Raw genomic sequence first — 23,449 nt, 5'->3', positions numbered from 1 at the left:
CCAACCTAGGTCAGTGCGGCAGTATGCGGCTGAGAATCGGGGTGAACAGCCGCTGGTATCCCGAACCCGTCAACCGCACCAGCACGTCGAGCACCTTGGCGTCGGGGCCGACCAGCACGCGCGCCTTGTTCTTGCGCACCGCGTCCAGGATGACCCGCGCAGCACGCTGCGGGCTGGTGTTCGCTAGCTGCTTGTCGAACACCTCGGCCAGTTTCTCCCGGTCGAGTCCCTCGGCGGCGCCGGCGTTGCGGGCGATCGCTGTCTTGATACCGCCAGGGTGCACTGTGGTCACCTTCACCGGGTGACCGGCCAGCACCATCTCTTGGCGCAGCGCCTCGGTGAAGCCGCGCACCGCGAACTTGGCCGAGTTGTAGGCAGCCTGGCCGGGTACCGAGAACAAACCGAAAACACTGGAGATGTTGATGACGTGGCCGTCGCCGGAGGCGATCAGATACGGCAGAAATGCTTTGGTTCCGTGGACAACGCCCCAGAAGTCGACGTCCATCACCCGCTCGATGTCCTTGAACTGGGTGACTTCCACATCGCCGCTGAAGGCGATGCCGGCATTGTTGTAGATCTGGTTCACCTTGCCGAAGTGCTCGTTGACCGCATCGGCGTAGGCCAGAAAAGCCTCGCGCTCGGTGACGTCGAGCCGGTCCGCCTTGACCTCCGCACCGATGGCCTTCAGCCGTTCTTCGGTCCGAGCCAGTCCCTCGGTGTCGACGTCGCTGATCGCCACCTTGGCACCGGAGCGGGCCAGCTCGATGGCAAGCGCCTGGCCGATGCCCGATCCGGCGCCGGTGACCACGGCCACCTTCCCGGCAAACCCCTCCATGGACCCTCCCTCACTCCGCCCCTCACTCCGCGAGCGTGCATGTTTGTACCCCGACACGCCGGTTTCGCTGACACTCTACGCACGCTCGCGGCAGGGCCAGCGCGGGCGGCGACAACGCCTAGCTGAACGCCTCGTCGATGATCTCCTGTTGTTCGACGGCGTGCACCTTCGACGAGCCCGACGACGGCGCCGACATCGCCCGCCGCGAGATCCGCTTGAGCCCGGTCAGCTTGTCCGGCAACAACTCTGGCAGCTCGAGACCGAAACGTGGCCATGCACCCTGGTTGGCCGGCTCTTCCTGCACCCAGAAGTACTGTTCCACCGATGGGTAGCGGTCCAGCGTTTCCCGAAGCCGCCGCCTCGGCAGCGGGGCCAGCTGCTCGATCCGCACGATCGCGATGTCGTCGCGGTTGTCCTTGGCCTTGCGGGCGGCCAACTCGTAGTACAGCTTGCCGCTGGTCAACAGGACGCGACGGACCTTGCCTCGGTCGCCGATGCCGTCCTCGTAGGTGGGTTCCTCCAGCACCGAGCGGAACTTGATCTCGGTGAAGTCCTTGACCTCGCTCACCGCGGCCTTGTTGCGCAGCATCGACTTCGGCGTGAACACGATCAGCGGCCGCTGGATGCCGTCCAGAGCATGCCGGCGCAGCAGGTGGAAGTAGTTCGACGGGGTCGACGGCATCGCGATCGTCATCGACCCCTCCGCCCACAGCTGCAGGAACCGCTCGATGCGGCCCGAGGTGTGGTCGGGGCCTTGTCCTTCGTGGCCGTGCGGCAGCAACAGCACCACGTTGGACAACTGCCCCCACTTGGCCTCACCGGAGCTGATGAACTCGTCGATGATCGACTGTGCGCCGTTGACGAAGTCGCCGAACTGCGCCTCCCACATGACAAATGCGTCCGGGTTGCCCACCGTGTAGCCGTATTCGAAACCGACCGCGGCGAATTCGGACAGCGGCGAGTCGTACACCAGGAACTTGCCGCCGGTCGGGCTGCCGTCGGTGTTGGTGGTCAGCAGTTGCAGCGGAGTGAATTCGGTACCGGTGTCGCGGTCGATGACCACCGAATGGCGTTGGGAGAACGTGCCGCGGCGGGTGTCTTGCCCGGACAGCCGCACCAGCTTACCCTCGGCCACCATTGATCCCAGCGCCAGCAACTCGGCGAACGCCCAGTCGATCTTGCCCTCGTAGGCCATCTCTCGGCGCTTCTCCAACACGGGTTTGACCCGCGGGTGCACGTTGAACCCGTCGGGCAGCGCGAGGTGCGCGTCGCCGATCCGGGCGAGCAGCGACTTGTCGATGCCGGTGAACAGCCCGGCGGGAATCATCTGGTCGGACTCCACCGACTCGCTGGGTTGCACGGGATGCTTTTCTAGCTCGCGGACTTCGTTGAACACCCGCTCCAGTTGGCCCTGGTAGTCGCGCAGCGCGTCCTCGGCTTCCTTCATCGAGATGTCGCCGCGGCCGATCAGCGCTTCGGTGTAGCTCTTGCGCACACCGCGTTTGGTCTCGATGGCGTCGTACATCGCCGGGTTGGTCATCGACGGGTCGTCGCCCTCGTTGTGGCCGCGGCGGCGGTAGCACAGCATGTCGATGACGACGTCCTTCTTGAACTTCTGCCGGAAGTCCACCGCGAGCCGCGCCACCCACGCACACGCCTCCGGGTCGTCGCCGTTGACGTGAAAGATCGGCGCCCCAATCATTTTCGCGACGTCCGTGCAGTATTCGCTGGACTTGGAGTGCTCCGGCGAAGTGGTGAAGCCGATCTGGTTGTTGACGATGATGTGGATGGTGCCGCCGACGCGGTAACCGGGCAGCAGCGCCAAGTTGAGCGTCTCGGCAACCACACCCTGCCCGGCGAAGGCAGCGTCGCCGTGCAGCATCAGCGGCACCACCGAGTAGCCGTCTTCGGTGTCGCCCTTGTCCAGCAGGTCCTGCTTGGCTCGCACCTGCCCTTCCAGCACGGGGTCGACGGCCTCGAGGTGCGAGGGGTTGGCGGTGAGCGATACCTGAATGTCGTTGTCTCCGAACATCTGAATGTAGATGCCGGTGGCGCCCAAGTGGTACTTGACGTCGCCGGAACCGTGGGCCTGCGACGGGTTCAGGTTGCCTTCGAATTCGGTAAAGATCTGCCGGTACGGCTTGCCGATGATGTTGGCCAGCACGTTGAGCCGGCCGCGGTGCGGCATCCCGATGACGACTTCGTCGAGCGCATGCTCGGCGCACTGGTCGATGACGGCGTCCATCATCGGGATCACGCTTTCCGCGCCCTCCAGCGAAAACCGCTTTTGCCCAACATATTTCGTCTGCAGGAAGGTCTCGAACGCCTCGGCGGCGTTGAGTTTGGACAAGATGTATTTCTGCTGGGCGACCGTCGGCTTCTCGTGCTTGGTCTCAATGCGCTGCTGCAGCCACTGCTGCTGTTCTGGTTCGAGGATGTGGGTGTACTCCACGCCGACGTGGCGGCAATAGGCGTCGCGCAGCACCGACAGCACGTCGCGCAGCTTCTTGTACTGCGCGCCTGCGAAACCGTCGACCTTGAATACGCGATCGAGATCCCACAGCGTCAGCCCGTGCGTCAGCACATCGAGGTCGGGGTGACTGCGGAAGCGGGTGTTGTCCAACCGCAGCGGATCGATGTCGGCCATCAGGTGGCCGCGGTTGCGGTAGGCGGCGATCAGCTCGATGACCCGCGGGTTCTTGTCGACGACCGAGTCGGGGTTGTCTGCGCGCCAGCGCACCGGCTCGTACGGGATGCCCAACTCACGGAAGACGTCGTCCCAGAAGCCGTCGGAGAGCACCATTTCGTGAATGGTGCGTAGAAAGTCGCCGGATTCCGCGCCCTGGATGATGCGGTGGTCGTACGTCGAGGTGAGCGTGATCAGCTTGCCGATACCCAGTTCGGCGATCCGTTGGGGGCTGGCGCCCTGGAATTCGGCCGGATATTCCATCGCGCCGACGCCGATGATGGCACCTTGGCCGGCCATCAGCCGCGGCACGGAGTGCACGGTGCCGATGGTGCCGGGGTTGGTCAGCGAAATCGTTACGCCCGCAAAGTCTTCGGCGGTGAGCTTGCCGTCGCGCGCGCGGCGAACGATGTCCTCGTAAGCGGTGACGAACTGCGCGAAGCGCATGGTCTCGCAGCGTTTGATGCCGGCCACCACCAGTGAGCGCTTGCCGTCTTTGCCTTGCAAGTCGATGGCCAGACCCAGGTTGATGTGCGCGGGCGTGACGGCCACCGGCTTGCCGTCGGCCTCGGCGTAGTGCCGATTCATGTTGGGGTACTTTTTGACCGCTTGCACCAACGCGTAGCCCAGCAGATGGGTGAACGAAATCTTGCCGCCGCGAGTGCGATTGAGCTGGTTGTTGATCACGATGCGGTTGTCGATCAACAACTTCGCCGGAACAGCGCGGACGCTGGTGGCAGTCGGCACCTCCAGCGACGCCGACATGTTTTTCACCACTGCCGCCGCGGCGCCGCGGAGCACCTGCACTTCGTCGCCTTCGGCCGGTGCGACGGCGGCCGGTTTCGCCGGGGCCGCCGGTGTGGCCGCGCCGTTGCTATCGGTTGGCTTCGCCGGGGCTGCCGCCGGCTTGGCAGCTGGTGCCGGCCGTGGCTCCGGTGCGGTGCTCGGCGCTGGGGCGGCCGGCGCTGACGCAGCTGGCGCCCCGTCCGTCGCCGTCGACGACTCAGCGGTGGGCTCTGGGTTGTAGTCGACCAGAAACTCGTGCCAACTCGGGTCGACCGAGGAGGGGTCGTCACGGAATTTGCGGTACATCTCCTCGACCAACCATTCGTTTTGGCCGAACGGTGAACTTGTACTGCTCACTGCAGCTGCTCGCCTCGATTCCTCTGCTCGGCAAGCGCGCGCCGTGACGCTTGCCACCGTGGTGCGCCCGCGGCAGCGGCGCATCTGCGGACTGCGACGGTTTTGACTGTTCCCGCCCCATAAAGGCTAACCCTTCGCGGCCAATCCGCCAGGCACGGCAAAACGGTGCGCTCGCCGTATGGCCGCGGAGGCTAGCGAATGTCGTGCGCGTATGGCAGCAGGTGCAGGGTGACCGGCCAGCGGGCGGGTGGGGGACCGAACGCTTTGCGCGCATTGCGGACGATCTTCTTGCCCGCCATCCGGTTGCCGACGCCGCCGATTACGGCGCCCACGCCGACCGGCAGCATCTTGCCGAGCATCAGCGCGCTGCGCCGCAGTGTGTAGCGCCGGACCGCGTACTTGAGCAGCCGCGAATTGAGCTGCGACACCGCGGGCAGCGGCAACGACGCCACGCCCTCGGTCAGCCAGGCGCCGCTGGTACGGCCGGGGCCGATGAGGTCGGCAAGAGCGCGCTTGCTGTCGTCGCCAACCAACACCGCCAGCACCAGCGCGCGGCGGTGTTCGCGGTGGTCGGCGGGAACGCCGTACACGTCGGCGAGTGCCAGCACAAAGACGGCGGTGGCCTCGAGAAACACCACGGTTTCGCCTGCAGCAGCGGACAGCGCCGCCAACGTGCCGATGCCAGGGAAGGCTGCCGTCGAACCCACCGCGGCCCCGCTGCCGGTCACCGCCGCCAGGTAGCGCTTCTCCAGCTTGGCGACGATCTGTGCCGGTGTGGCGTCCGGGTTGGCGCGGCGCAGCCGTTCCACGTAAGTCTTGGCAGCAGGACCCTGCACCCGCGAGCTACGTTCGATGATCTGCGCGAGGGCTCGGGCGGAAGCCTTCGGTCGTTCAGTCGGGGTAGCCGACAACTGATGTGGCGTCGGCCCGGCGCGTCGTGCGCTCATTGTGCCTCCAAGTCTGGCCCGGTTCGGCCCGGGCGTGAATGGCGTCTTTCCAGGCTAGCGCCGGTTTGAAGAACTGCCCGGACGGCGGCACCGTCAGCTGTGCACGACGCCGATGCATTCAAGAGTTGTGTTGACGAAGGTCGGCCCCGTAGCCTCGCAGCGATTACTCCGCTCGGAATAATCCGCTCTCGTGCGGCGACGATGCCCGCCGCGGAGCGGCTAGCGGAGGAGCTGGACCATCCGACCACGCGGCGACGATATCCGCCGCGCAGCGGCGGGAGGAGGAGCCGCAATGCCATACCGATTGACACCACTTGGTGTCGCCGTATTGGCGCTGCTGCGTGATCGTCCGATGCACGGCTACGAGATGTTCCAGATACTTGTCGACCGCCGAGCGGACCGCATCGTGAAGGTCCGGCCAGGGTCGCTCTATCACGTCGTAGATCGGTTGGCCGAGGAGAAACTGATCCGGCGGGCGGCGACCAGCCGGCACGGAAATCGGCCGGAGCGGGCGATCTACGAAATCACCGACGCCGGTGTTGAGGCGCTCACCGAGCGGGTACGCGAATTGGTGGCTATCCCGACCGACGAATTCCCCCAGTTCGTCACCGCGCTGGCCGAAATGCACCATCTCGATACGGACACCGCCGCCGAAGCGGTGAGCAGCCGCGTGGCTGCTCTGGAGGCTGACGTTGCCGAAATGATGGCGCTGCGCGACGCCAACGCCGCATCGACGGCCGTCGTCGTGGCGTTGGATTACTTGCTGGCCACTACTCGAGCTCAGGTCACCTGGCTGCGAGAGTTCGCAGCGGCGCTGGACTCGGGTGACCTCCCGTGGCAGCACGCCCCTCGGCTCGATGCCATCGCGGATAGCGGAAGCGAGGTGGAGAAATGACTGCGCCGACAAGTCGGGTGCGCGCCGGCGGTGCTGGACGCGCGACCGCGGCGAAGCCCCAAAAGCGTCCGCATGTGACGAAGCCGTGGCACGCGTTGTGGGCGATGATCGTGGGCTTTTTCATGATCCTGGTCGACTCCACCATCGTCGCGGTCGCCAATCCCAGCATCATGGCCAAGCTGGGTACCGGCTACGACACGGTCATCTGGGTGACCAGCGCCTACCTGCTGGCCTACGCGGTGCCGTTGCTGGTGGCGGGTCGCCTCGGCGACCGGTTCGGCCCGAAGAACCTGTACATGATCGGACTGGCGGTGTTCACCGCCGCCTCGTTGTGGTGCGGACTGTCGGGCAGTATCGGGATGCTGATCGCCGCCCGAGTGGTTCAGGGCATCGGCGCCGCCCTGCTGACCCCGCAAACGCTGTCGATGATCACCCGGATCTTCCCGCCCGAGCGTCGCGGTATGGCGATGAGCCTGTGGGGCGCCACCGCCGGCGTCGCCACCCTGGTCGGGCCGCTGGCCGGCGGTGTGCTGGTCGACGGACTGGGTTGGGAGTGGATCTTTTTCGTCAACGTGCCGATCGGCATCATCGGGATGGCGTTGGCGGTCTGGTTGATCCCGGTGCTTCCCACCAACGATCACCGGTTCGACCTGGCCGGTGTGGGATTATCCGGCGCCGGCATGTTCCTCGTCGTCTTCGGCCTGCAGCAGGGTCAAGCCGGCGGCTGGGCGCCGTGGATCTGGGCGGTGATTGTCGCCGGGATCGGCTTCATGGTGATGTTCGTCTACTGGCAGGCGATCAACACGGGTGAACCGCTGATCCCGCTGCACATCTTCTCCGACCGCAACTTCAGTCTGGCCAACCTCGCGGTGGCGGTGATCGGGTTCGCAGCGACGGCGATGATCCTGCCGCTGATGTTCTACGCGCAGGCGGTGTGCGGGCTGTCGCCGACTCGCTCAGCGCTGTTGACCGCGCCGATGGCGATCGTCAGCGGCCTGCTGGCCCCGGTGGTCGGCAAGATCGTCGACAACTACCACCCCCGGCCTGTGGTTGGTTTCGGCTTCTCGGTGTTGGCGATCGGGCTGACGTGGCTGTCGATCGAGACGACGCCGACCACGCCGATTTGGCGGCTGGTGTTGCCGTTCGCCGCGATCGGGTTCGGGATGGCTTTCGTCTGGCAACCGCTGGCCGCGACCGCCACCCGCAACCTGCCGCCGGACGTGGCCGGCGCCGGCGCCGGCGTCTTCAACGCAACCCGGCTCGTCGGCGCCGTGCTCGGCAGCGCCGGGATCGCCGCCTTCATGTCCACGCGGATCACCGCCGAAATGCCACCGATGCCCGACGGTGCATCTCCGCCGGGACCCCAGGCAGCAGCGTTGCAACTGCCCGCGTTTCTGCGCGAACCGTTCGCCGCAGCGATGTCGCAGTCGATGCTGCTGCCCGCGTTCATCGCACTCTTCGGGGTGGGTGCCGCGCTGTTCATGGTCGGCTTCGGCTTGGAGGGTGGCGGCCAGACGGGCCGGGCGCGCGACGGGTTGCCCGCCGGCGTCGGCGATCGAACCGAACGCGTTCCCGTAATGGCGGATGACGACGTGGTAGGCGATGACTACGACGACGATGACTACGTCGAGTACACGATCGCTCGTGAACCAGCACTCTGGCAGGAACCCGCCGGCTACGACGAAGACGACACCGCGCCGTTGAAGCCTCGCGTCGAACGTCCCCGACCGACACCGCGCACTGTGCGGCACCCCGATCCGACGGCGCGCGTCGAACCAATCGGGTTTGCTCACAATGGGTCTCACGTGGACGACCGGCCGCTGTTCCGGCCGTTCGTCGAATCTGCAGCGTCAGTGACCGACCCGCGTTCGGCCGACGCGTTCGTCGATGAGATCAACGACACCTACGGCGCCGTCGGCTATGGTCCCCCTGCCGAAGTCGGCAGCCGGAACCGGCAATACCACGGCTCTGACGAGTCGACACGGCAGGAGTTGGCCGACGATCCGTTCCCGCCGTCGGAGAACCGCCGCAGCGATTCGGGTAGGGCGCACTCGCAATCCGACGACGACGATGTCTTGTGGTCGGAGCGCTTTTGGCGCGGCAGTTCGACTCGTCACCAGGGTGCGGGCGATGAGCCACCGCGCAACCGGCACTACCGCGCCGACTTCGACGATCCCCCGAGTTACGGGCGGCACTCGTCTCACGAACCTGACTAGCCGTACAGCGCAGCGGCGCGACGAGCGTCCTGTCCGTCGCGGCACGGCCATGGGCTCGGCATCCCACCGGAGGTCAGCCCGAGGAACGCGCCCAGCTCGATGAGGCCGGCGGGGGTGGCGGGCAGGTATTCGGTCAACATGACCGAGCGGACGATCACCGCAGCATACTGGGCGCGGCTGACCGCGACGTTCAAACGATTCCTGTTGAGCAGGAACGAAATTCCGCGAGGTACCTCATCGATGGACGATGCGGTCATGGAAATGAAGACCACCGGCGCTTGTGTGCCCTGGAACTTGTCCACCGTGCCGACCCGAACCGCGTCCAGTCCGGCAGCCGACAACCGCTGACGCAGCAGCACCACCTGGGCGTTGTAGGGCGCAAGGACGAGCACATCCGAGGCGGTTAATGGCCGGGTGCCGTGCTCGTCGGTCCACGTCGACCCGAGCAGGCGCTGTATCTCGACGACGATCGCGTCGGCTTCTTCCGGGCTGTCGATGGCGTTGCCGGCATGGTCGATGCACAGCACGTGTACTCCCGGCGGATACCCGTCGAGATGCCGCGCGGCGGTGCATTCGGTCTCGGAATGCAGTCGGCCTTCGTACGCGAGTGTCGAGACCGGATGACATACCGCCGGATGCATTCGGTAGGAGCGGTTCAGGAAGTAGCCGCGTTCGAGAGGCAAGGTGCGTTGCCCGTCCACCAGCCAGCCCAGAGCCGAGGTATCGACAGGTTCGGGATGGGTGCCCTGGCTGACTTGTGGCAGTTGTTGCGGATCGCCGAGCAGCAACAGGTTCGCCGCCGCGGGTGCTACGGCAATCGTATTGGCCAAACAGAACTGACCGGCCTCGTCGATCGCCAACAGATCAAGGCTTCCCTGTGGCACCCGGCTGGGGTTGGCGAAGTCCCATGCCGTGCCGCCGATCACGCATCCGGCCGTGTCGGAAATGAAAGCAGCGTAGTCGTTTTCGTCGATGTGTTGCCAGCGCGGATTGTCGCGGCCATGCGGCTTCTTGGCTACCCGCGCGGGATCGATGCCGACCGTGATCGCGCAGTCGAGCAGGTTCTCGACCACGGCATGCGACTGCCCGACAACCCCAATACGCCAACCGTATTCGGTGACCAGTCGCGTGATGACCCGCGCAGCCGTACGGGTCTTGCCGGTTCCGGGCGGTCCGTGCACCGCGACATACGACGAGTCGAGGTCGAGCAGCGCGGTGGTGATGTCGATGGCGGTATCGCTGCCGCGGGGGAGCGGGGTACCGCTGCGGGTGCGCGGTGGGCGGCGCAGCAGGATGTCGAAAAGCCCGGTACGGGGAAGTTGCGGCAATTCGGCCGCCACCGCGGCGGCCGTCGCCTCGATCGATCCCCGCAGCTTCGTCGTCGGCACGGGCGACCCCGGTGTCAGCGCCAACGGCGTTTGGTGAAAGGTGGTGGCGGCGTCGGTCGTTCGCTCGAGGATCGTCACTTCGGTGGGCACTGTCGGGTCGTCGCACTCGACGACTGTGGCGCGGCCCGCTGCTCGACGGTCTGGGTTGTCGGTCAAGGTTGCCGGTGCTGGTGGCTCGTAGAGCGCAAAGACCTCAGCCTTGAGCTCTCCGCGTGCGAGCTCCCCGGTCAGCCGCACTCGCCGTTGCGGTTTGCGCGCGCGGGCAGGCGTATGCCATTCCACCGTAACCGAAGCCTCGTCGACGACGAAAACGTCGGTGTTGTCGGCCCATTCATCGATCGGATAGTTCAACCGATCGAAGTGCGCCCACCAAAACGGTTTGGCCTCACGTCGGTGGTAGCCACGGGCAGCAGCGATCATTGCCACCGCCGTCTGTTCGGATGTGCGGTCGCTGACGGAGGGATCGCCGGCAAAGTCGGCCAGGGTGACTGCCAGCTGATCATGCTGTTCGATGCCGTCACCACCGGAAACCGACTGTGCTCCAATGGGAGTGACACCGCACTCGAAGGCCCGGATGAGCAGCCAGTCGCGCAGCGCGCGGGTCGACCGGCAGTCGTAGCGGTTATAGTCCTCGATTTCCTTGAGCACCGCCGCCGCCTCGTCGACCCGGCCGCTGTCGCGCAGCTCGCAGAATCGAGCGTATTGGGTGATCGAGTCGTCGGCGGTGGTCACGTCACCCGACCGCAGATCCGCGCCCATGTAGAGCGGCTCTAATGCCTTGAGGCTGAACGACTCGGCTCCTATCCGAATGCTCTTGCGGACCAACGGGTACAAATCGACCAGCACCCCGCTGCGCAGCAAGTCGTCGACCTCGTCTTCGCCGACGCCGTGGCGGCCGGCGAGCCTGAGCAGGGTGGTCTTCTCGTAGGGTGCGTAGTGGTAGATGTGCATGTTCGGGTAGCGCCTGCGGCGCTTGGCCACCATCGCCAGGAAGCCTTTCAGCGCCTTGCGCTCATCGGCCCGGTTATGCGCCCACAACGGACGAAAGCCGCCCGCGGCGTCCAAGACGCCGAACAGGTACTCCAGACCCCAATTGCTGCCGTCGACGGTCCACAGCGGATCGCCCTCGAAGTCGAAGAACAGATCGCCATCGTCGGGGTTCGGCAACAGGGCCAGTGGCTGCGGATCGGCGATCTCGAACTGAGCGGTGCCGCTTTCGCGTTCGGCGACTTGTAATTTCGCCTGCGCGGTGAGGTTCGCCAAGGTGCGAGACGCGAGATCGGGCACTGGCCCGGAGTGCTCGGCCAACTGGGCGACCGTGGTGATTCCCGCGTCGATCAGCTTGGCGCGCTGGCTTACCCGCATGCCGGCAACCAGCAACAGGTCGTCGGACGCACGCACCTGCTGGTCACACTCTGGGCAACGGAAACAGGCCCGGACCTGCTCGTCGTCCCAGCGCACCGGGAGTCCGGCGGCATAGTGCTCGTCGAGCAGCCGCTGTAGTGCGGCGCGCTGAGACCGGTAGACCGGGACAAGCTCGTCGACGCGGTAGCGGGCGATGGCGCCGTCGCCGAGTATCAACTCGGCCTCGGGCGCGACCGCCACGCCGGACGACGCCAGCGCGTCGGCGTAGGCCGCCAGCTGCAGCAGGGCCTTAACTTTGGCCGAGCGGGCCAGCTTGGTGTCGCTGACTCGGTAGTGGTCGCCGTGGCGGATCAGGAAGTCGGCGAACCCGACGAAGCGGCCGTCGAACATCGCGGCCTGGTACACCACCGGCGCACCTTCGGCAATGGCGCGGCGCGTCGCCTCGGCGGCTGCGGTAAACCCGGCAATCGTGGATGCCGGCCGGCCGATGACAGTGACCGCGCCGAATTGCTCACGAAGTTGCTCAAGCCGGCGTCGCTCATGGTCGTCACCGAGAGCGGCGGTGCGCGCCAACAGGTCATCGTCGTCGACGGTGACGGGCGGACCCCACCCCAGCTTGGCGTCGAAAGCTCGCAACAGCGCGTACTCGCACTGGCATGCAGCCGCGAGATCCGAGGCGCTGTAGATGACGCTCCCGTCGATGACCAACACAGCAGCAACTGTAGGTCGGGCCACCGACAAATCTGGTCAGCCTCCAGCCGCGAGGGTGCGCAAATGCGCGCCTTTTTCGGCGTGTCGGCGTGCAGACGCGCCCGCTCGCGGAACTTTCGGCGGCTCGCTCAGCCGCGGGTGTTACCGATTAGCTCTACCCCGTTGCCGTTCCATCGGAACTTCACCACGCTGACCAAGCCCTGGATGCCGCTGGAAAATGTGAGCGCCACCGTGTCACCGGTGCATTGCGAGGTGTCGATCCCGTTGAAGCCGAACGTGTCCGGCAGTCCCTGCGGTATGTACTTGCCGAGATGGAACATCACCGCACGGGTATCGGCATTCGTCGCGTTCGTGTTCGCCTTGACGATGACTGCCGACAGCTGCGCGCACTCGTTGTAGTTGCCGGCCAGCGGTTCGGGATTCCAGGGCTGCCGGCTCCGCGGGTCACGAGGCAACTCGGAGACCGCCCGGGCGATCGCAGGCGAGCCGAGATTGACTGCGCACGGGTCGGCCGGTGCCGCACCGGCGCTCGTCGGCGTCGGGGAGGTAGCAGGCGGGGCCGGCGGTTTGGACGTCGTGGCCGGGCGGGTGGTTGGTTGCGGTGTCTTGGCGACAGTGGAGTCGCCCGACCCGCAGCCGGCCACCACCACGGCCGCCACTGTGCCGGCGGCCAGGGGCATCAGTGTCCGCGCACGGCAAGGTAGCCACCACACAACGCGCACCGTACCGTCATCGGCGCCGCGGACGTGGCAGGCGTGGCCGTGCCGCTAACAACCGTGTCGCTCGCAACCGCCACTAAACTCGGTCTTCAAATGACCTCACCAGATACCGCGGCCGAGACGTCCCCGGCCACCTTCGACGACCTGCAGATCCATCCATCGGTTCTGCGGGCAATTGTCGACGTCGGGTATGAGACACCATCGGCCATCCAGGCGGCCACGATCCCGGCGTTGATGGCCGGTTCCGACGTTGTGGGCCTGGCACAGACAGGCACCGGCAAAACGGCGGCCTTCGCTCTTCCGATCCTGTCCAAGATCGACACCACCAGCAATGCGACGCAAGCATTGGTGCTGGCGCCGACGCGCGAACTGGCTCTGCAAGTGTCGGAGGCGTTCAGCCGCTACGCCGCGCACTTGCCGCGGCTTACCGTGCTGCCGATCTATGGCGGAGCTTCTTACGGCGTGCAGTTGGCCGGACTGAAACGCGGCGCCCACGTCGTGGTCGGAACACCCGGGCGGGTCATCGATCACCTCGACCGCGGGACGCTGGATCTGTCCCGGGTGGACTATCTGGTGCTCGACGAAGCCGACGAAATGCTGGCCATGGGTTTCGCCGACGACGTCGAACGCATCCTGTCGGACACCCCGGAATACAAACAGGTCGCGTTGTTCTCGGCGACCATGCCGCCGGCGATCCGCAAGCTCACTACCAAGTACCTGCATGACCCGCTCGAAGTCACTGTCGAAGCCAAAACAACGACAGCAGAGAATATTTCGCAGCGCTACATCCAAGTAGCCGGTCCGCGAAAGATGGACGCGCTGACCCGAATACTCGAAGTTGAGCCGTTCGACGCGATGATCGTCTTCGTCCGCACCAAGCAGGCCACCGAAGAGGTCGCCGAAAGATTGCGTGCCCGAGGCTTTTCCGCAGCGGCCATCAACGGCGATATCCCACAGGCCCATCGGGAGCGCACGATAGCGGCGCTGCGGGAAGGCGGGGCAGGCGGTATCGACATCCTGGTTGCCACCGACGTCGCGGCCCGCGGTCTGGATGTGGACCGAATCTCGCATGTGCTCAACTACGACATCCCGCACGACACCGAGTCTTACGTGCACCGCATCGGACGCACCGGCCGGGCCGGACGTTCGGGAACCGCACTGCTGTTCGTCGCACCGCGTGAGCGCCACCTGCTCAAGGCGATCGAAAAGGCAACGCGCCAAAAGCTCGTCGAGGCCGAACTGCCCACCGTCGAGGACGTCAACGCGCAACGGGTAGCCAAATTCGCCGACTCCATCACCGACGCGCTCAGCTCACCGGGCATCGAGCTGTTCCGCAGCCTGGTCGAGGACTACGAACGCGAACACGACGTTCCCATGGCCGACATCGCCGCGGCTCTGGCGTTGCAGTCCCGCGACGGCGAGGACTTCTTGATGTCGCCGGAACCTCCGGAGCCACGCCGCGCCGACCGCCGGACCGAGAAGCCGGCGCGCAAGCCGCGAGAGCGCACCAAAGACGGGTTTGCCACTTACCGTATCGCCGTGGGCAAGCGGCACCGGGTCGGCCCGGGAGCGATCGTCGGCGCTATCGCGAACGAGGGCGGTTTGCACCGCAGCGATTTCGGCCACATCACGATCGGACCCGACTACTCCTTGGTGGAGCTGCCGGCCCAGTTGCCGCGCGCCACGCTGAAGGCGCTCGAACGGACCCGCATCTCCGGTGTGCTGATCAACCTGCGGCCGGACCGGCCCTCACGCGATGGCCGCCGCCGCGACAGCGGTAAGCCGCGGCGGAAATCAGCCGGATGACCCTGTCGACGGACAGCACCGCCCAGGGCGGACTCGAACAAGTCGCCGGGGTAGATCGTGTTGCCTCGCTGACCGGAATCCGCGCCGTCGCCGCGTTACTCGTCGTCGGAACCCACTCGGCCTACACCACCGGCAAATACACCCACGGCTATTTCGGGCTGATCTGTTCCCGGATGGAAATGGGTGTCCCGATCTTCTTCGTGCTGTCGGGCTTCCTGCTGTTCGGCCCGTGGGTCAAGTCCCTGGCTACCGGGGGGCCGCCACCGTCGGTGAGCCGCTACGCGTGGCACCGGGTGCGGCGCATCATGCCCGCCTACATCGTCACCGTGCTGGCCGCCTACCTCGTCTACCACTTCCGCACGGCGCGCCCGAATCCCGGCCACACGTGGATGGGCCTGTTCCGCAACCTGACGTTGACCCAGATCTACACAAAGAACTACCTGGGCGCGTATCTGCACCAAGGTCTCACCCAAATGTGGAGCCTTGCCGTGGAAGTGGCGTTCTATGTGGTGCTACCGCTATTGGCTTACCTGATGTTGTCGGTGGTGTGCCAGCGCCGCTGGCAGCCGATCTTGCTGCTGGCCGCGTTGGGGGGACTGGCGTTGCTCACCCCGGCCTGGCTGGTGCTGGTGCACACCACGCACTGGTTGCCCAGCAGTTCGCGGCTGTGGCTGCCGACCTATCTGGCGTGGTTCGTCGCCGGCATGATGCTCTCGGTGCTGCAGGCGATGGGTGCGCGTTGCTACGCGTTCGCAGCCTTACCGCTGGCGACGGTCTGCTACTTCATTGCCTCGACGCCGATTGCCGGTGCGCCGACGACCACGCCCAGTGGATTGTCCGAGGCGCTGTTCAAGGCCGTGTTCTACGCGGTGGTCGCCGCCCTGGCGGTGGCGCCGCTGGGGTTGGGTGACCGCGGCTGGTATGCCCGGCTGCTGGCGTCTCGGCCGATGGTGTGGCTCGGCGAGATCTCGTACGAGATCTTTCTCATCCATCTGGTGACGATGGAGATCGCGATGGTCGAGGTATTGCGGTACCGGGTCTACACCGGGTCCATGCTGAACCTGTTCGTCGTGACCTTGGTCATCACCATTCCGCTGGCGTGGCTGCTGCACCGCTTCACCCGGGTTCGGGGCTGACACTCAGCAAGATAGGTTAGTCTGCCCTAAGTTGTCGTTCCCAACCGGAGGGTGCCCAGACGTCATGGTGGAACAGAGGGCTTCACGCGGCTGGCAGGGTGCAGTGCTGAAGTTGTGGCGTCCCGGCGAATACCAGCTCACCGTGACCGGTCGCCAAGAAATCAGTCCCCACTACGTTCGCCTCAACTTCGATGCGGGCGGTCTGCTTGCCGACAACTCAGTGCACCCGACGATGTGGGTGCGGTTGTGGTTCCGCGGGGGGAACAAGCTGCATCAGCGCGGCTACACGCTGGTCAACCCCGATCCGGCCGCCGACACCGTGGACATCGAATTCGCGCTGCACGACGGGATCGCGTCGCAATGGGCGCGCGAAGCGCAGCCGGGGGACACGATCGAGGCAACCGTGCTGGGCAGCAAGTTCGCTCTACCAGAGGCGCGCCCGGCTGGGTACGTGATCGTTGGTGACACCGCCTCACTGCCGGCGATCAACTCGCTACTGGACGCGATCGGCGACGCTCCCGCACGGGTGTTTCTGGAGGCCGGCTACGACGACGACAAAGACCTGCCGGTCGCTCGCGCCACCGATGTCACGTGGGTGGACCGCAAGAACGACGGGCTAGCGCTGGTGCAGACCGTCCAATCGGCGGCGTTCGACGCCAGCGACCACTTCGGCTGGGTCGCCTGCGACAACCACACCACGCGCTCGGTAGCCAAGGTGCTGTCGCACGACTACGGCATACCGCGGAAATCCATTGCAGCGCGCGCTTATTGGATGGTTGGGCGCCCCTCGGCCTGACCGGCCGCCGCCTTGGCGGGCGTCACGATCGGGACGATGAACTCTTCGATCATTGCCCGTTCGTCGGCCTCGTCCAAGCCCGGGAACAGCAGCAGCGACGTGATCATCCGGACCAGCCAGCGGGCGCGGCGTTCCACGATGGCCGGGTCGTCGGGACCCAGCGAGGTGAGGAAGGCCGCGGCTAACGCCTTGATCACCTCGGAATGCTCGGCCATCTCGCCGCCGATCGGTGGTTGCGTCGTCGCGAACCACGAAGCCAGAGCAGGGCTTTCGCGAACCAAGGCCAGTGTCGTCATGACACCGGCGATCAGTCGTTCTCGCGGGTCGTCGATACTGCTGATGCGCTCGTTGATCACCCGCATGAGCCGGTAGGTCTCGCGGTGTACGTAAGCGGTGCGCAATGCCTCCCGGTTTTCGAAGTAGCGGTACAGCGTTGCCCGGGAACACCCTGCGGCCACGGCGATCTCGTTCATGCCGACCGTGCTCGGGTCGTGTTCGGCGAACAGCTGCTCGGCGGCGTCGAGGATCCGGTCGGCGGCGACCTCGGTGCGCCGGGCGGCCAGCCAGTCGTTACCCGCCATCAGGCCTTCACCGTGAACGGAACCGACAGCGGACGTCGCACGTAACTGCCGCCGGCCCATACGATCCCGGATTCGTCGACCTCGAAGTCCGGGAAGCGGGCCAGGAGCTCGGTCAACGCGACCCGCGACTGCATCCGCGCCGCGGCCGCGCCCAAGCAATGGTGGGCGCCGTGGCTGAATGTCAGGATGTTGCGCGGACACCGGGTCACGTCCAGCTCGCCGGCGTCATGGCCGTATTGACGCTCATCTCGGTTTCCAGATCCATACAGCAGCAGGACTTTTCGTCCCGCCGGCACGGTGGTTTCCTCGATGGTCACGTCACGGGTGGTGGTGCGCGCCAGCCCCTGCACCGGCGACGTCAGCCGCAACAACTCCTCGACCGCGTCGGGGATCAGGTCCGGATTGTCGACGAGCAGCCGCCGCTGGTCCGGGCGCTCGTGCAGCAAAGGCATTGACCCGCCTAGCATTCCCGTGGTGGTGTCGTTGCCGCCGGTGACCATGGTGAAGGTGAACGCGAGTATCGACAACGTGCCGGCGGTATCGCCGTCGGCGCCGGCCGCCACCAGATGCGAGATCGTGTCATCTTCGGGTTCGCTGCGGCGACGCTCGATGAGCTCGGCGAAGTAGGCCATCATCGAGCCGACCGCGTCCCCGGCGGTGGCGACGCCGCCCTCGGCTGTGTTGGCCGCGACGATCGCCTGCGTCCAGCCGTCGAACTGCTTGCGGTCCTCTTCGGGGACGCCCAGGTAGTGCGCGACGACCATCGACGGCAGCGGCTTGAACAGTTCGGCGACAATGTCGCCGCCGCCGTTGGCGCGCAACCGTTCGATCCGTTCGACGACGAACTCGCGGACCTTGGGTTCCACTGCCTCGACCTGGCGCGGCGTGAAACCGCGTGCCACTAGCTTGCGAAACTCCGTGTGCACGGGCGGATCCTGCATGACCATCGGTGGATTGTTCTGCAGCCCAATCAGTTCCAGCTCGCCGTAGTTGACGGTCAAGCCGTACGCTGACGAGAACGTCTCGTGGTCACGGGCGGCCGCCCAGATATCGGCGTGCCGAGACAGCACGTAGTAGTCGTCGTCGGCGCGGTTTTCGGGAACGACGTGGTGCACCGGGTCGTGATCGCGCAGCGCTTGATACATCGGCCACGGATCGGCCCAGGTCTCGGCGGTGGCCAACTGAAAGCGCAGCCGATGAGACAAACGAGCCGTCATGTCTTATTGATACGACAATGGGCGCGTGCCTGTCAACCAGCCGGTCAACCTGACCGCGCGGGCACGTTCTAAGGGCAAGGCTGCTGGGAAGTCTTCGGGTGTCCCACGGCTATGAAGAGCGAGGACCTCCGCACTTGTCGATCGGAACGTTGCCGTTCTCGAATTCGAGTCGGTGGCGCAGCTCCTCGGCAGCGGCTTCCAGGTTGCGGGCCACGATGCCGCGCCCGATAAGTTCGTTGAACCGGGCGATCACCATGCCGGTCAGCGAATAGGTCAAGGCCAAGGTGATGCGGCATGCGTCGCCGTCGCGCTCGACGCGGCCCTCGAACCTGTGACGGGTTCCGCGCCGCGATCGCCAGCTCAGCCGGCCGTCTTCGGTGTGCGTCACGAGCACCCGGCCGCCAAGGTGCAGTGTTCCGCTCACCAGAAATACGTCCCACAGCTGCCCCTGGTCGCTGTCGCCGATGTATTGACAGCGGCCCACTGTGGCCAGTGCCGGGATGAACCGGTGCGGATCGGCCACGAAGGCGCTCACCTCTTCGAACGGCCGGCGGATGCGCTTGGCGACCGTGACAGTTTGCGCCATCGCCTTACCTGATCATCGGCACAACGGTTTTACTGGCCAACCGTGAGAGTCCGACTTGCATGACGCTGGTGAAGTAGTCGTACGCCTGATCCCAGTCGGGCTCATGGCCGAAGCGAGCGCGGAGGTCGATCGGCTCGAGGACCTGCACCCGGATCTTTGCCGGCAGCGGAACAAACGGCAGTGGAACAGGTGACAGCCCCCACGGGATGCTGAACGTCACGGGCAGAGTTTTGACGCGGGTCACTTTGTCCAATCGCAGCGCCTTGGCGGTGCGCTGGCCGTCGTTGAGAACGAAGAAGGTGTCGTGACCGCCGGTGGCCACAACCGGCACGATTTTGACGTTGCATCGGTGCGCGAGCTGCAGGAAGCCCTTTCGGCCCGAGAACACAATTCTGTTGCGGTCACGCCAAGGCCGCAGCGCCTCGACGTCGCCGCCAGGGTAGACCAGCGCCGAACCGCCGCTGTTGAAAACCTTTTCGGCGCAGGAATGGTCGGCGGGCACGACTCCGAGCTTGCGTATCAGCGGACCAAACCCCGGGGTCCTGGTGAGGATGTCATGCGCCAGGGCGTACAGCGGTCGGCCCTCTACGGTGAAGTATGTGTTGTAGGCAAGCAGGAAGATAGCGGTGTCGGGCGTCGCGCCGCCGCCGCTGTGATTGCCGACGAACAGCACCGGCTCGTCGGGAACATTGTCGAAGCCGTCGACCTCAGCGCGAAACCAGACGCTCGCCATAAGCCACAAAGTCGGCAGCATCGTACGAATGAACCGCGGGTCGCGGTCGCGCAACTCCACTGGCAGCGCTGAGTCAGTCACATCACCACGTTAATTCGTGCAGCGCAGTCAAAAGACCGTTTGCACGTGTTCAGATTCCCGAACCCGGGTTCAGGATGCCCAGCGGATCCAACGCTTCTTTGATCCGGCGGTTCAACGCCATCGCGTCCGGCCCCAGCTGGTCGGCAAGCCACGGCCGCTTCAACCGCCCGACGCCGTGCTCGCCGGTGATCGTGCCGCCCAGGCGCAACGCCAAGTCCATGATCTCGCCGTAAGCCAGCTGCGCTCGCTTGGTCATCGCCGCATCGGTCGGGTCGTGGACGATCAGCGGATGGGTGTTGCCGTCGCCGGCGTGCGCGATCACCGAGATCATCAGCTGACGCTCGGCGGCGATCCCGGCGATACCGCTCACCAGGTCGGCCAGCGCGGGCAGTGGCACGCCGACGTCTTCGAGCAGCAGCGGTCCCTTCGCCTCCACGGCGGGGATCGCGAAGCGGCGCGCCGCGACAAACGCCTCGCCCTCCTCGGGGTCGTCTGTCGAAAAGACTTCGGTCGCACCGCGTTCGCTGAACACCCCGGCCATGAAGTCCGCGTCCTCACGGCCCCCGTGGCCCCGTTCGTCGGAGCAGGCCAGCAGCATCGCGGCGGCGCCGCGGTCCAGGCCCATCCGCAGCTTGTCCTCCACCGCGTTGATCGCGACCGAATCCATGAATTCCAACATCGCGGGACGAAGCCGCGCGCTCACCGCCAGCACCGCCTCGGCGGCCGCCTCCACCGACGCGAAATTGGCAACCACGGTGCACGCCGGTTGCTGAGGCGGCACAAGACGCAGCGTCACCTCGGTGATGATGCCGAGCGTGCCCTCGCTGCCGACAAACAGCTTGGTCAGCGACAGCCCGGCCACGTCCTTCAGCCGGGGGCCGCCGAGCCGCACCGCGGTGCCGTCGGCCAACACCACCTGCACGCCGAGCACATAGTCAGTAGTGACGCCGTATTTAACGCAGCACAGACCGCCAGCGTTGGTGGCGATGTTGCCGCCGATGCTGCAGATCTCGTACGACGACGGGTCCGGCGGGTACCACAGCCCGTATTCGGCGACGGTCTTCTTCACCTCGGCGTTGAGCAGCCCCGGCTGGCACACCGCGGTGCGGGTGACCGGGTCGACGACGATGTCACGCATCTTCTCCGTCGACAGCACGATCCCGTCGTCCACGGCGGTGGCCCCACCCGAAAGACCGGTGCCCGCGCCGCGCGGCACCACCGGCACCCGGTGCTCAGTGGCCCAGCGCATGACGGTCTGCACCTCTGCGGTGCGACGGGGCCGCACCACCGCCATCGGCTTTCCCGCCGACGGGTCGAACGCGCGGTCTTGCCGGTAGCCCTCGGTGATCGCCGGGTCGGTGACAACCGTGCCCTCCGGCAGCTCGGCGATCAGGCTGGCCAACACATCAGCGCCCACGGACCGATCCTACGGTTTCGGGTCGACGGCCAGCTCCGGCGCGCGATCCAGGTCTTGCAGCGACGGCAACCCCGGCGACACCAGCCCGATCACGGTCATCGGAATGGCCAGCACCAAAAACGTCGTCCGCAACCCTGCGGCATCGGTCAGTGGACCGGCCAGCATGAAACCCAGCGGCCCTGCCGCATATGCCAGCGAAGTCATGACACCGACCACGCGGCCCCGCAACTGCGGCGGCGATCGGGTCTGCATCACGTAGTTGTAGATCGGCGCGATCGGCCCGTAGACCAGACCGATCAGCCCGCACAGCACCAAGATCACCGCCAGCGCGGGCAAGAACGAGATCAACGCGGTGCACAACCCAAGCGTCAACGTCGCCGCCAACAGCGTGGCCCGCCGACTCAGCCGCCGGACCACCAAGGGATAGGCCAACGCACCGGCCAACCCGCCGATGCTCAGCGCCATCAACACCCAACCAAGGTGCGCGGGCTCCTTGCGATCGGTGAAGTACTTTGGAAACAACACGCTTTCCATCGGCAAATACAACCCGGTCATCGCCAGATCGATCAGCGCCAGCGTGCGCAACACTTTGACGTCCCACACGAAGCGCACCCCGTCGGCCATCCCCGACCACGGGCGCTCCGGCCGCTCAGCGGGCGGTTCGGTCCCGGCCAGCCGCAGCACGCTGATCGCCGCAATGGAGACGCCGAAAGCCCCGGCCGTCACCCACATCGTGTTCACACCGCCGACGGTCGCGATCAGCGCGCCACCGAGCCCCGGGCCGACGATGTAGGCGACGTTGAAAATCGCCTCGTAGAGACCGTTGGTGCGGTCCAGCGTCCACCCGGCCCGCGCGGCGGCTTCGGGCAGCATCGACTCCCGCGCGGTGATCCCTGCCGGATCGAACAACGCGCCCAGCGCGGCCAACACCGCGAGGACCCCGACCGTGATGTTCCGCTGACCCACGGTGATCGCCAGCACCGGCACCGCGGCCACCGTGCTGCCCGACAGCACATCGGAGATAATCGAAACGCGGCGGCGCCCAAGGTAATCCACTGTCGTGCCGGCGATCAGCGTGGAAAACAGCAGCGGCAACGACGCGGCGCCGGCCACGATCGACGCGTCGACGGCGCTGCCGTTGCGCTGCAGCACCAGCCAGGGAAACGTGACCAGTGAGATGCCGTTGCCCGCCGCGGCGGCCAGGGCCGCGAACAAGATGAGATAAGCCGGTCGGCGCGACGGGGTGGGCATGAGACTGGGGAAATCTAGCAGCGCACCCCTGCTGGCAGCGAACGATTTTTGCCGAGCGAGCCCAGGCGTGCACAGTAGACCGGTGACGCTCGCCCATCCCCGCACCGCCGCGCTGTTCGAGTCCCCGGTGCCGCCCGGAACCGGGTGGCCCGGCGATCCCGCGACTTCCCAGACCGCGGTGGCGTCGACGCCGGTGCAGGTGGTCGCGCTCGCCGAGGCCGTCCAATCAGTGCCGGAGCTGGACGCAGTGGTGTCGGTGTGCCGCGCGTGCCCGCGGCTGGTGGAGTGGCGCGAGCAGGTTGCGATCACCAAGCGGCGGTCTTTTGCCGCCGAACCCTATTGGGGCAGGCCGATTCCGGGCTGGGGTGCCGAACGCCCGAGGGTGTTGGTGGTCGGGTTGGCGCCGGCGGCGCACGGCGGCAACCGCACCGGGCGGGTATTCACCGGCGATCGCTCCGGCGACGTGTTGTTCGCCGCGCTGCACCGGGCCGGGCTGGCCAACTCGCCGATCAGCGTCGACGCCGCTGACGGCCTGCAGCTCAATGCCACCCGGGTGGTGGCTGCGGTGCGGTGCGTGCCGCCGGACAACGCGCCGACGCCTGTCGAGCGGGCCAACTGCGCGCCATGGCTGGATGCCGAATGGCGGCTGGCCGGAGCCGACGTGCGGGTGATCGTGGCGCTGGGCGGTTTTGGATGGCGGGCGGCGCTGCGGATGGTGCGCACCGCTGGCGGACAAGTCAGCCGGCCGTCACCGCAATTCGGCCACGGCGCTGCGGCCACGCTGCGCGCGGATGAGCGCGAGGTGGTGCTGCTGGGCTGCTACCACCCCAGCCAGCAGAACACGTTCACCGGCAAGCTGACGCCGGCGATGCTCGACGACGTCTTCGGCCGCGCGGCGACGATCGCAGGACTATCCGAATGAGCGGCAGCGTTGACACCG

The 23,449-nt window shown here is 66.3% G+C and carries 17 protein-coding genes; 6 read left to right on the top strand and 11 right to left on the bottom strand.

Annotated elements, in window-relative coordinates:
* Positions 1–10 precede the first annotated feature (10 nt).
* The 3 genes from G6N15_RS02320 to G6N15_RS02310 all read right to left on the bottom strand — a co-directional run bounded on the left by G6N15_RS02320 (position 11) and on the right by G6N15_RS02310 (position 5,611).
* Positions 11–835 (bottom strand): SDR family NAD(P)-dependent oxidoreductase, encoded by an 825-nt coding sequence (locus tag G6N15_RS02320; RefSeq protein ID WP_083084932.1) that lies wholly within the window; start codon positions 833–835, stop codon positions 11–13.
* 118 nt (positions 836–953) lie between these two features.
* Positions 954–4,664 (bottom strand): multifunctional oxoglutarate decarboxylase/oxoglutarate dehydrogenase thiamine pyrophosphate-binding subunit/dihydrolipoyllysine-residue succinyltransferase subunit, encoded by a 3,711-nt coding sequence (locus G6N15_RS02315; protein WP_083084935.1) that lies wholly within the window; start codon positions 4,662–4,664, stop codon positions 954–956.
* Between the two features lie 191 nt (positions 4,665–4,855).
* Complete coding sequence (locus tag G6N15_RS02310; RefSeq protein ID WP_083084937.1) at positions 4,856–5,611, bottom strand: hypothetical protein; 756 nt, start codon at positions 5,609–5,611, stop codon at positions 4,856–4,858.
* A gap of 292 nt (positions 5,612–5,903) precedes the next feature.
* Between G6N15_RS02310 and G6N15_RS02305 the strand changes: the two genes are divergently transcribed.
* Both G6N15_RS02305 and G6N15_RS02300 read left to right on the top strand, forming a co-directional pair.
* Complete coding sequence (locus G6N15_RS02305) at positions 5,904–6,506, top strand: PadR family transcriptional regulator (protein ID WP_083084939.1); 603 nt, start codon at positions 5,904–5,906, stop codon at positions 6,504–6,506.
* Positions 6,503–8,722, top strand: a complete 2,220-nt coding sequence (locus tag G6N15_RS02300; RefSeq protein WP_083084941.1) for an MFS transporter — start codon at positions 6,503–6,505, stop codon at positions 8,720–8,722. The genes G6N15_RS02305 and G6N15_RS02300 overlap by 4 nt, the downstream gene beginning before the upstream one ends.
* On the opposite strand, the gene G6N15_RS02295 is transcribed toward G6N15_RS02300, so the two are convergent.
* Together G6N15_RS02295 and G6N15_RS02290 are read right to left on the bottom strand one after the other, a co-directional pair.
* A complete protein-coding gene (locus G6N15_RS02295) occupies positions 8,719–12,186 on the bottom strand; it encodes a TM0106 family RecB-like putative nuclease (RefSeq protein ID WP_083084943.1) in 3,468 nt (1,155 codons plus the stop codon). The genes G6N15_RS02300 and G6N15_RS02295 overlap by 4 nt on opposite strands.
* 128 nt (positions 12,187–12,314) lie before the next feature.
* Positions 12,315–12,908 (bottom strand): LppP/LprE family lipoprotein, encoded by a 594-nt coding sequence (locus G6N15_RS02290; RefSeq protein WP_372506460.1) that lies wholly within the window; start codon positions 12,906–12,908, stop codon positions 12,315–12,317.
* A 90-nt stretch (positions 12,909–12,998) separates the two neighbouring features.
* Between G6N15_RS02290 and G6N15_RS02285 the strand changes: the two genes are divergently transcribed.
* From G6N15_RS02285 to G6N15_RS02275, 3 genes are all read left to right on the top strand, one after another.
* Positions 12,999–14,711 carry a DEAD/DEAH box helicase gene (locus G6N15_RS02285; protein ID WP_083085189.1) on the top strand — a complete coding sequence of 571 codons (1,713 nt, stop codon included), beginning with the start codon at positions 12,999–13,001 and terminating at the stop codon, positions 14,709–14,711.
* On the top strand, positions 14,708–15,847 hold the full coding sequence (locus G6N15_RS02280; RefSeq protein ID WP_083084947.1) for an acyltransferase family protein: 1,140 nt from the start codon (positions 14,708–14,710) through the stop codon (positions 15,845–15,847). Before G6N15_RS02285 ends, G6N15_RS02280 begins: the two co-directional genes overlap by 4 nt.
* Positions 15,848–15,911: 64 nt before the next feature.
* Positions 15,912–16,643: a siderophore-interacting protein gene (locus tag G6N15_RS02275; protein ID WP_083084949.1), complete on the top strand. Its 732-nt coding sequence runs from the start codon at positions 15,912–15,914 to the stop codon at positions 16,641–16,643.
* Here the strand turns inward: G6N15_RS02275 and G6N15_RS02270 are convergent.
* From G6N15_RS02270 to G6N15_RS02245, 6 genes are all read right to left on the bottom strand, one after another.
* Positions 16,613–17,224, bottom strand: coding sequence for a TetR/AcrR family transcriptional regulator (locus G6N15_RS02270; protein WP_083084951.1), 612 nt, complete (start codon positions 17,222–17,224; stop codon positions 16,613–16,615). The two genes, G6N15_RS02275 and G6N15_RS02270, sit on opposite strands and share 31 nt — an antisense overlap.
* A complete protein-coding gene (locus G6N15_RS02265) occupies positions 17,224–18,441 on the bottom strand; it encodes a cytochrome P450 (protein ID WP_083084954.1) in 1,218 nt (405 codons plus the stop codon). Before G6N15_RS02265 ends, G6N15_RS02270 begins: the two co-directional genes overlap by 1 nt.
* A 109-nt stretch (positions 18,442–18,550) precedes the next feature.
* On the bottom strand, positions 18,551–19,027 hold the full coding sequence (locus tag G6N15_RS02260) for an SRPBCC family protein (RefSeq protein ID WP_083084956.1): 477 nt from the start codon (positions 19,025–19,027) through the stop codon (positions 18,551–18,553).
* A gap of 4 nt (positions 19,028–19,031) precedes the next feature.
* Positions 19,032–19,841: a lysophospholipid acyltransferase family protein gene (locus G6N15_RS02255; RefSeq protein ID WP_083084958.1), complete on the bottom strand. Its 810-nt coding sequence runs from the start codon at positions 19,839–19,841 to the stop codon at positions 19,032–19,034.
* 49 nt (positions 19,842–19,890) lie between these two features.
* Entirely contained in the window at positions 19,891–21,258 is a 1,368-nt protein-coding gene (locus G6N15_RS02250; protein ID WP_083084961.1) for an FAD-binding oxidoreductase, read from the bottom strand.
* 9 nt (positions 21,259–21,267) lie between these two features.
* Positions 21,268–22,509 carry an MFS transporter gene (locus tag G6N15_RS02245; RefSeq protein ID WP_083084964.1) on the bottom strand — a complete coding sequence of 414 codons (1,242 nt, stop codon included), beginning with the start codon at positions 22,507–22,509 and terminating at the stop codon, positions 21,268–21,270.
* An 82-nt stretch (positions 22,510–22,591) separates the two neighbouring features.
* On the opposite strand from G6N15_RS02245, the gene G6N15_RS02240 reads away from it, so the two are divergent.
* Positions 22,592–23,431, top strand: coding sequence for a uracil-DNA glycosylase (locus tag G6N15_RS02240; RefSeq protein WP_211282061.1), 840 nt, complete (start codon positions 22,592–22,594; stop codon positions 23,429–23,431).
* Positions 23,432–23,449: the final 18 nt, after the last annotated feature.

It is taken from the genome of Mycobacterium noviomagense, from assembly GCF_010731635.1.
Lineage (GTDB): Bacteria > Actinomycetota > Actinomycetes > Mycobacteriales > Mycobacteriaceae > Mycobacterium > Mycobacterium noviomagense.
The sequence above is the reverse complement of the archived record's forward strand: the minus strand, read 5'-3'. Positions and strand labels throughout refer to the sequence as shown.

Excerpts from the sequence above, each read along its gene's own strand:
- G6N15_RS02310 (WP_083084937.1), bottom strand. The coding sequence starts at position 5,611 with ATGAGCGCACGACGCGCCGGGCCGACGCCACATCAGTTGTCGGCTACC.
- G6N15_RS02300 (WP_083084941.1), top strand. The coding sequence starts at position 6,503 with ATGACTGCGCCGACAAGTCGGGTGCGCGCCGGCGGTGCTGGACGCGCG.
- G6N15_RS02260 (WP_083084956.1), bottom strand. The coding sequence starts at position 19,027 with ATGGCGCAAACTGTCACGGTCGCCAAGCGCATCCGCCGGCCGTTCGAA.
- G6N15_RS02270 (WP_083084951.1), bottom strand. The coding sequence starts at position 17,224 with ATGGCGGGTAACGACTGGCTGGCCGCCCGGCGCACCGAGGTCGCCGCC.
- G6N15_RS02280 (WP_083084947.1), top strand. The coding sequence starts at position 14,708 with ATGACCCTGTCGACGGACAGCACCGCCCAGGGCGGACTCGAACAAGTC.
- G6N15_RS02285 (WP_083085189.1), top strand. The coding sequence starts at position 12,999 with ATGACCTCACCAGATACCGCGGCCGAGACGTCCCCGGCCACCTTCGAC.
- G6N15_RS02305 (WP_083084939.1), top strand. The coding sequence starts at position 5,904 with ATGCCATACCGATTGACACCACTTGGTGTCGCCGTATTGGCGCTGCTG.
- G6N15_RS02265 (WP_083084954.1), bottom strand. The coding sequence starts at position 18,441 with ATGACGGCTCGTTTGTCTCATCGGCTGCGCTTTCAGTTGGCCACCGCC.
- G6N15_RS02320 (WP_083084932.1), bottom strand. The coding sequence starts at position 835 with ATGGAGGGGTTTGCCGGGAAGGTGGCCGTGGTCACCGGCGCCGGATCG.
- G6N15_RS02275 (WP_083084949.1), top strand. The coding sequence starts at position 15,912 with ATGGTGGAACAGAGGGCTTCACGCGGCTGGCAGGGTGCAGTGCTGAAG.
- G6N15_RS02245 (WP_083084964.1), bottom strand. The coding sequence starts at position 22,509 with ATGCCCACCCCGTCGCGCCGACCGGCTTATCTCATCTTGTTCGCGGCC.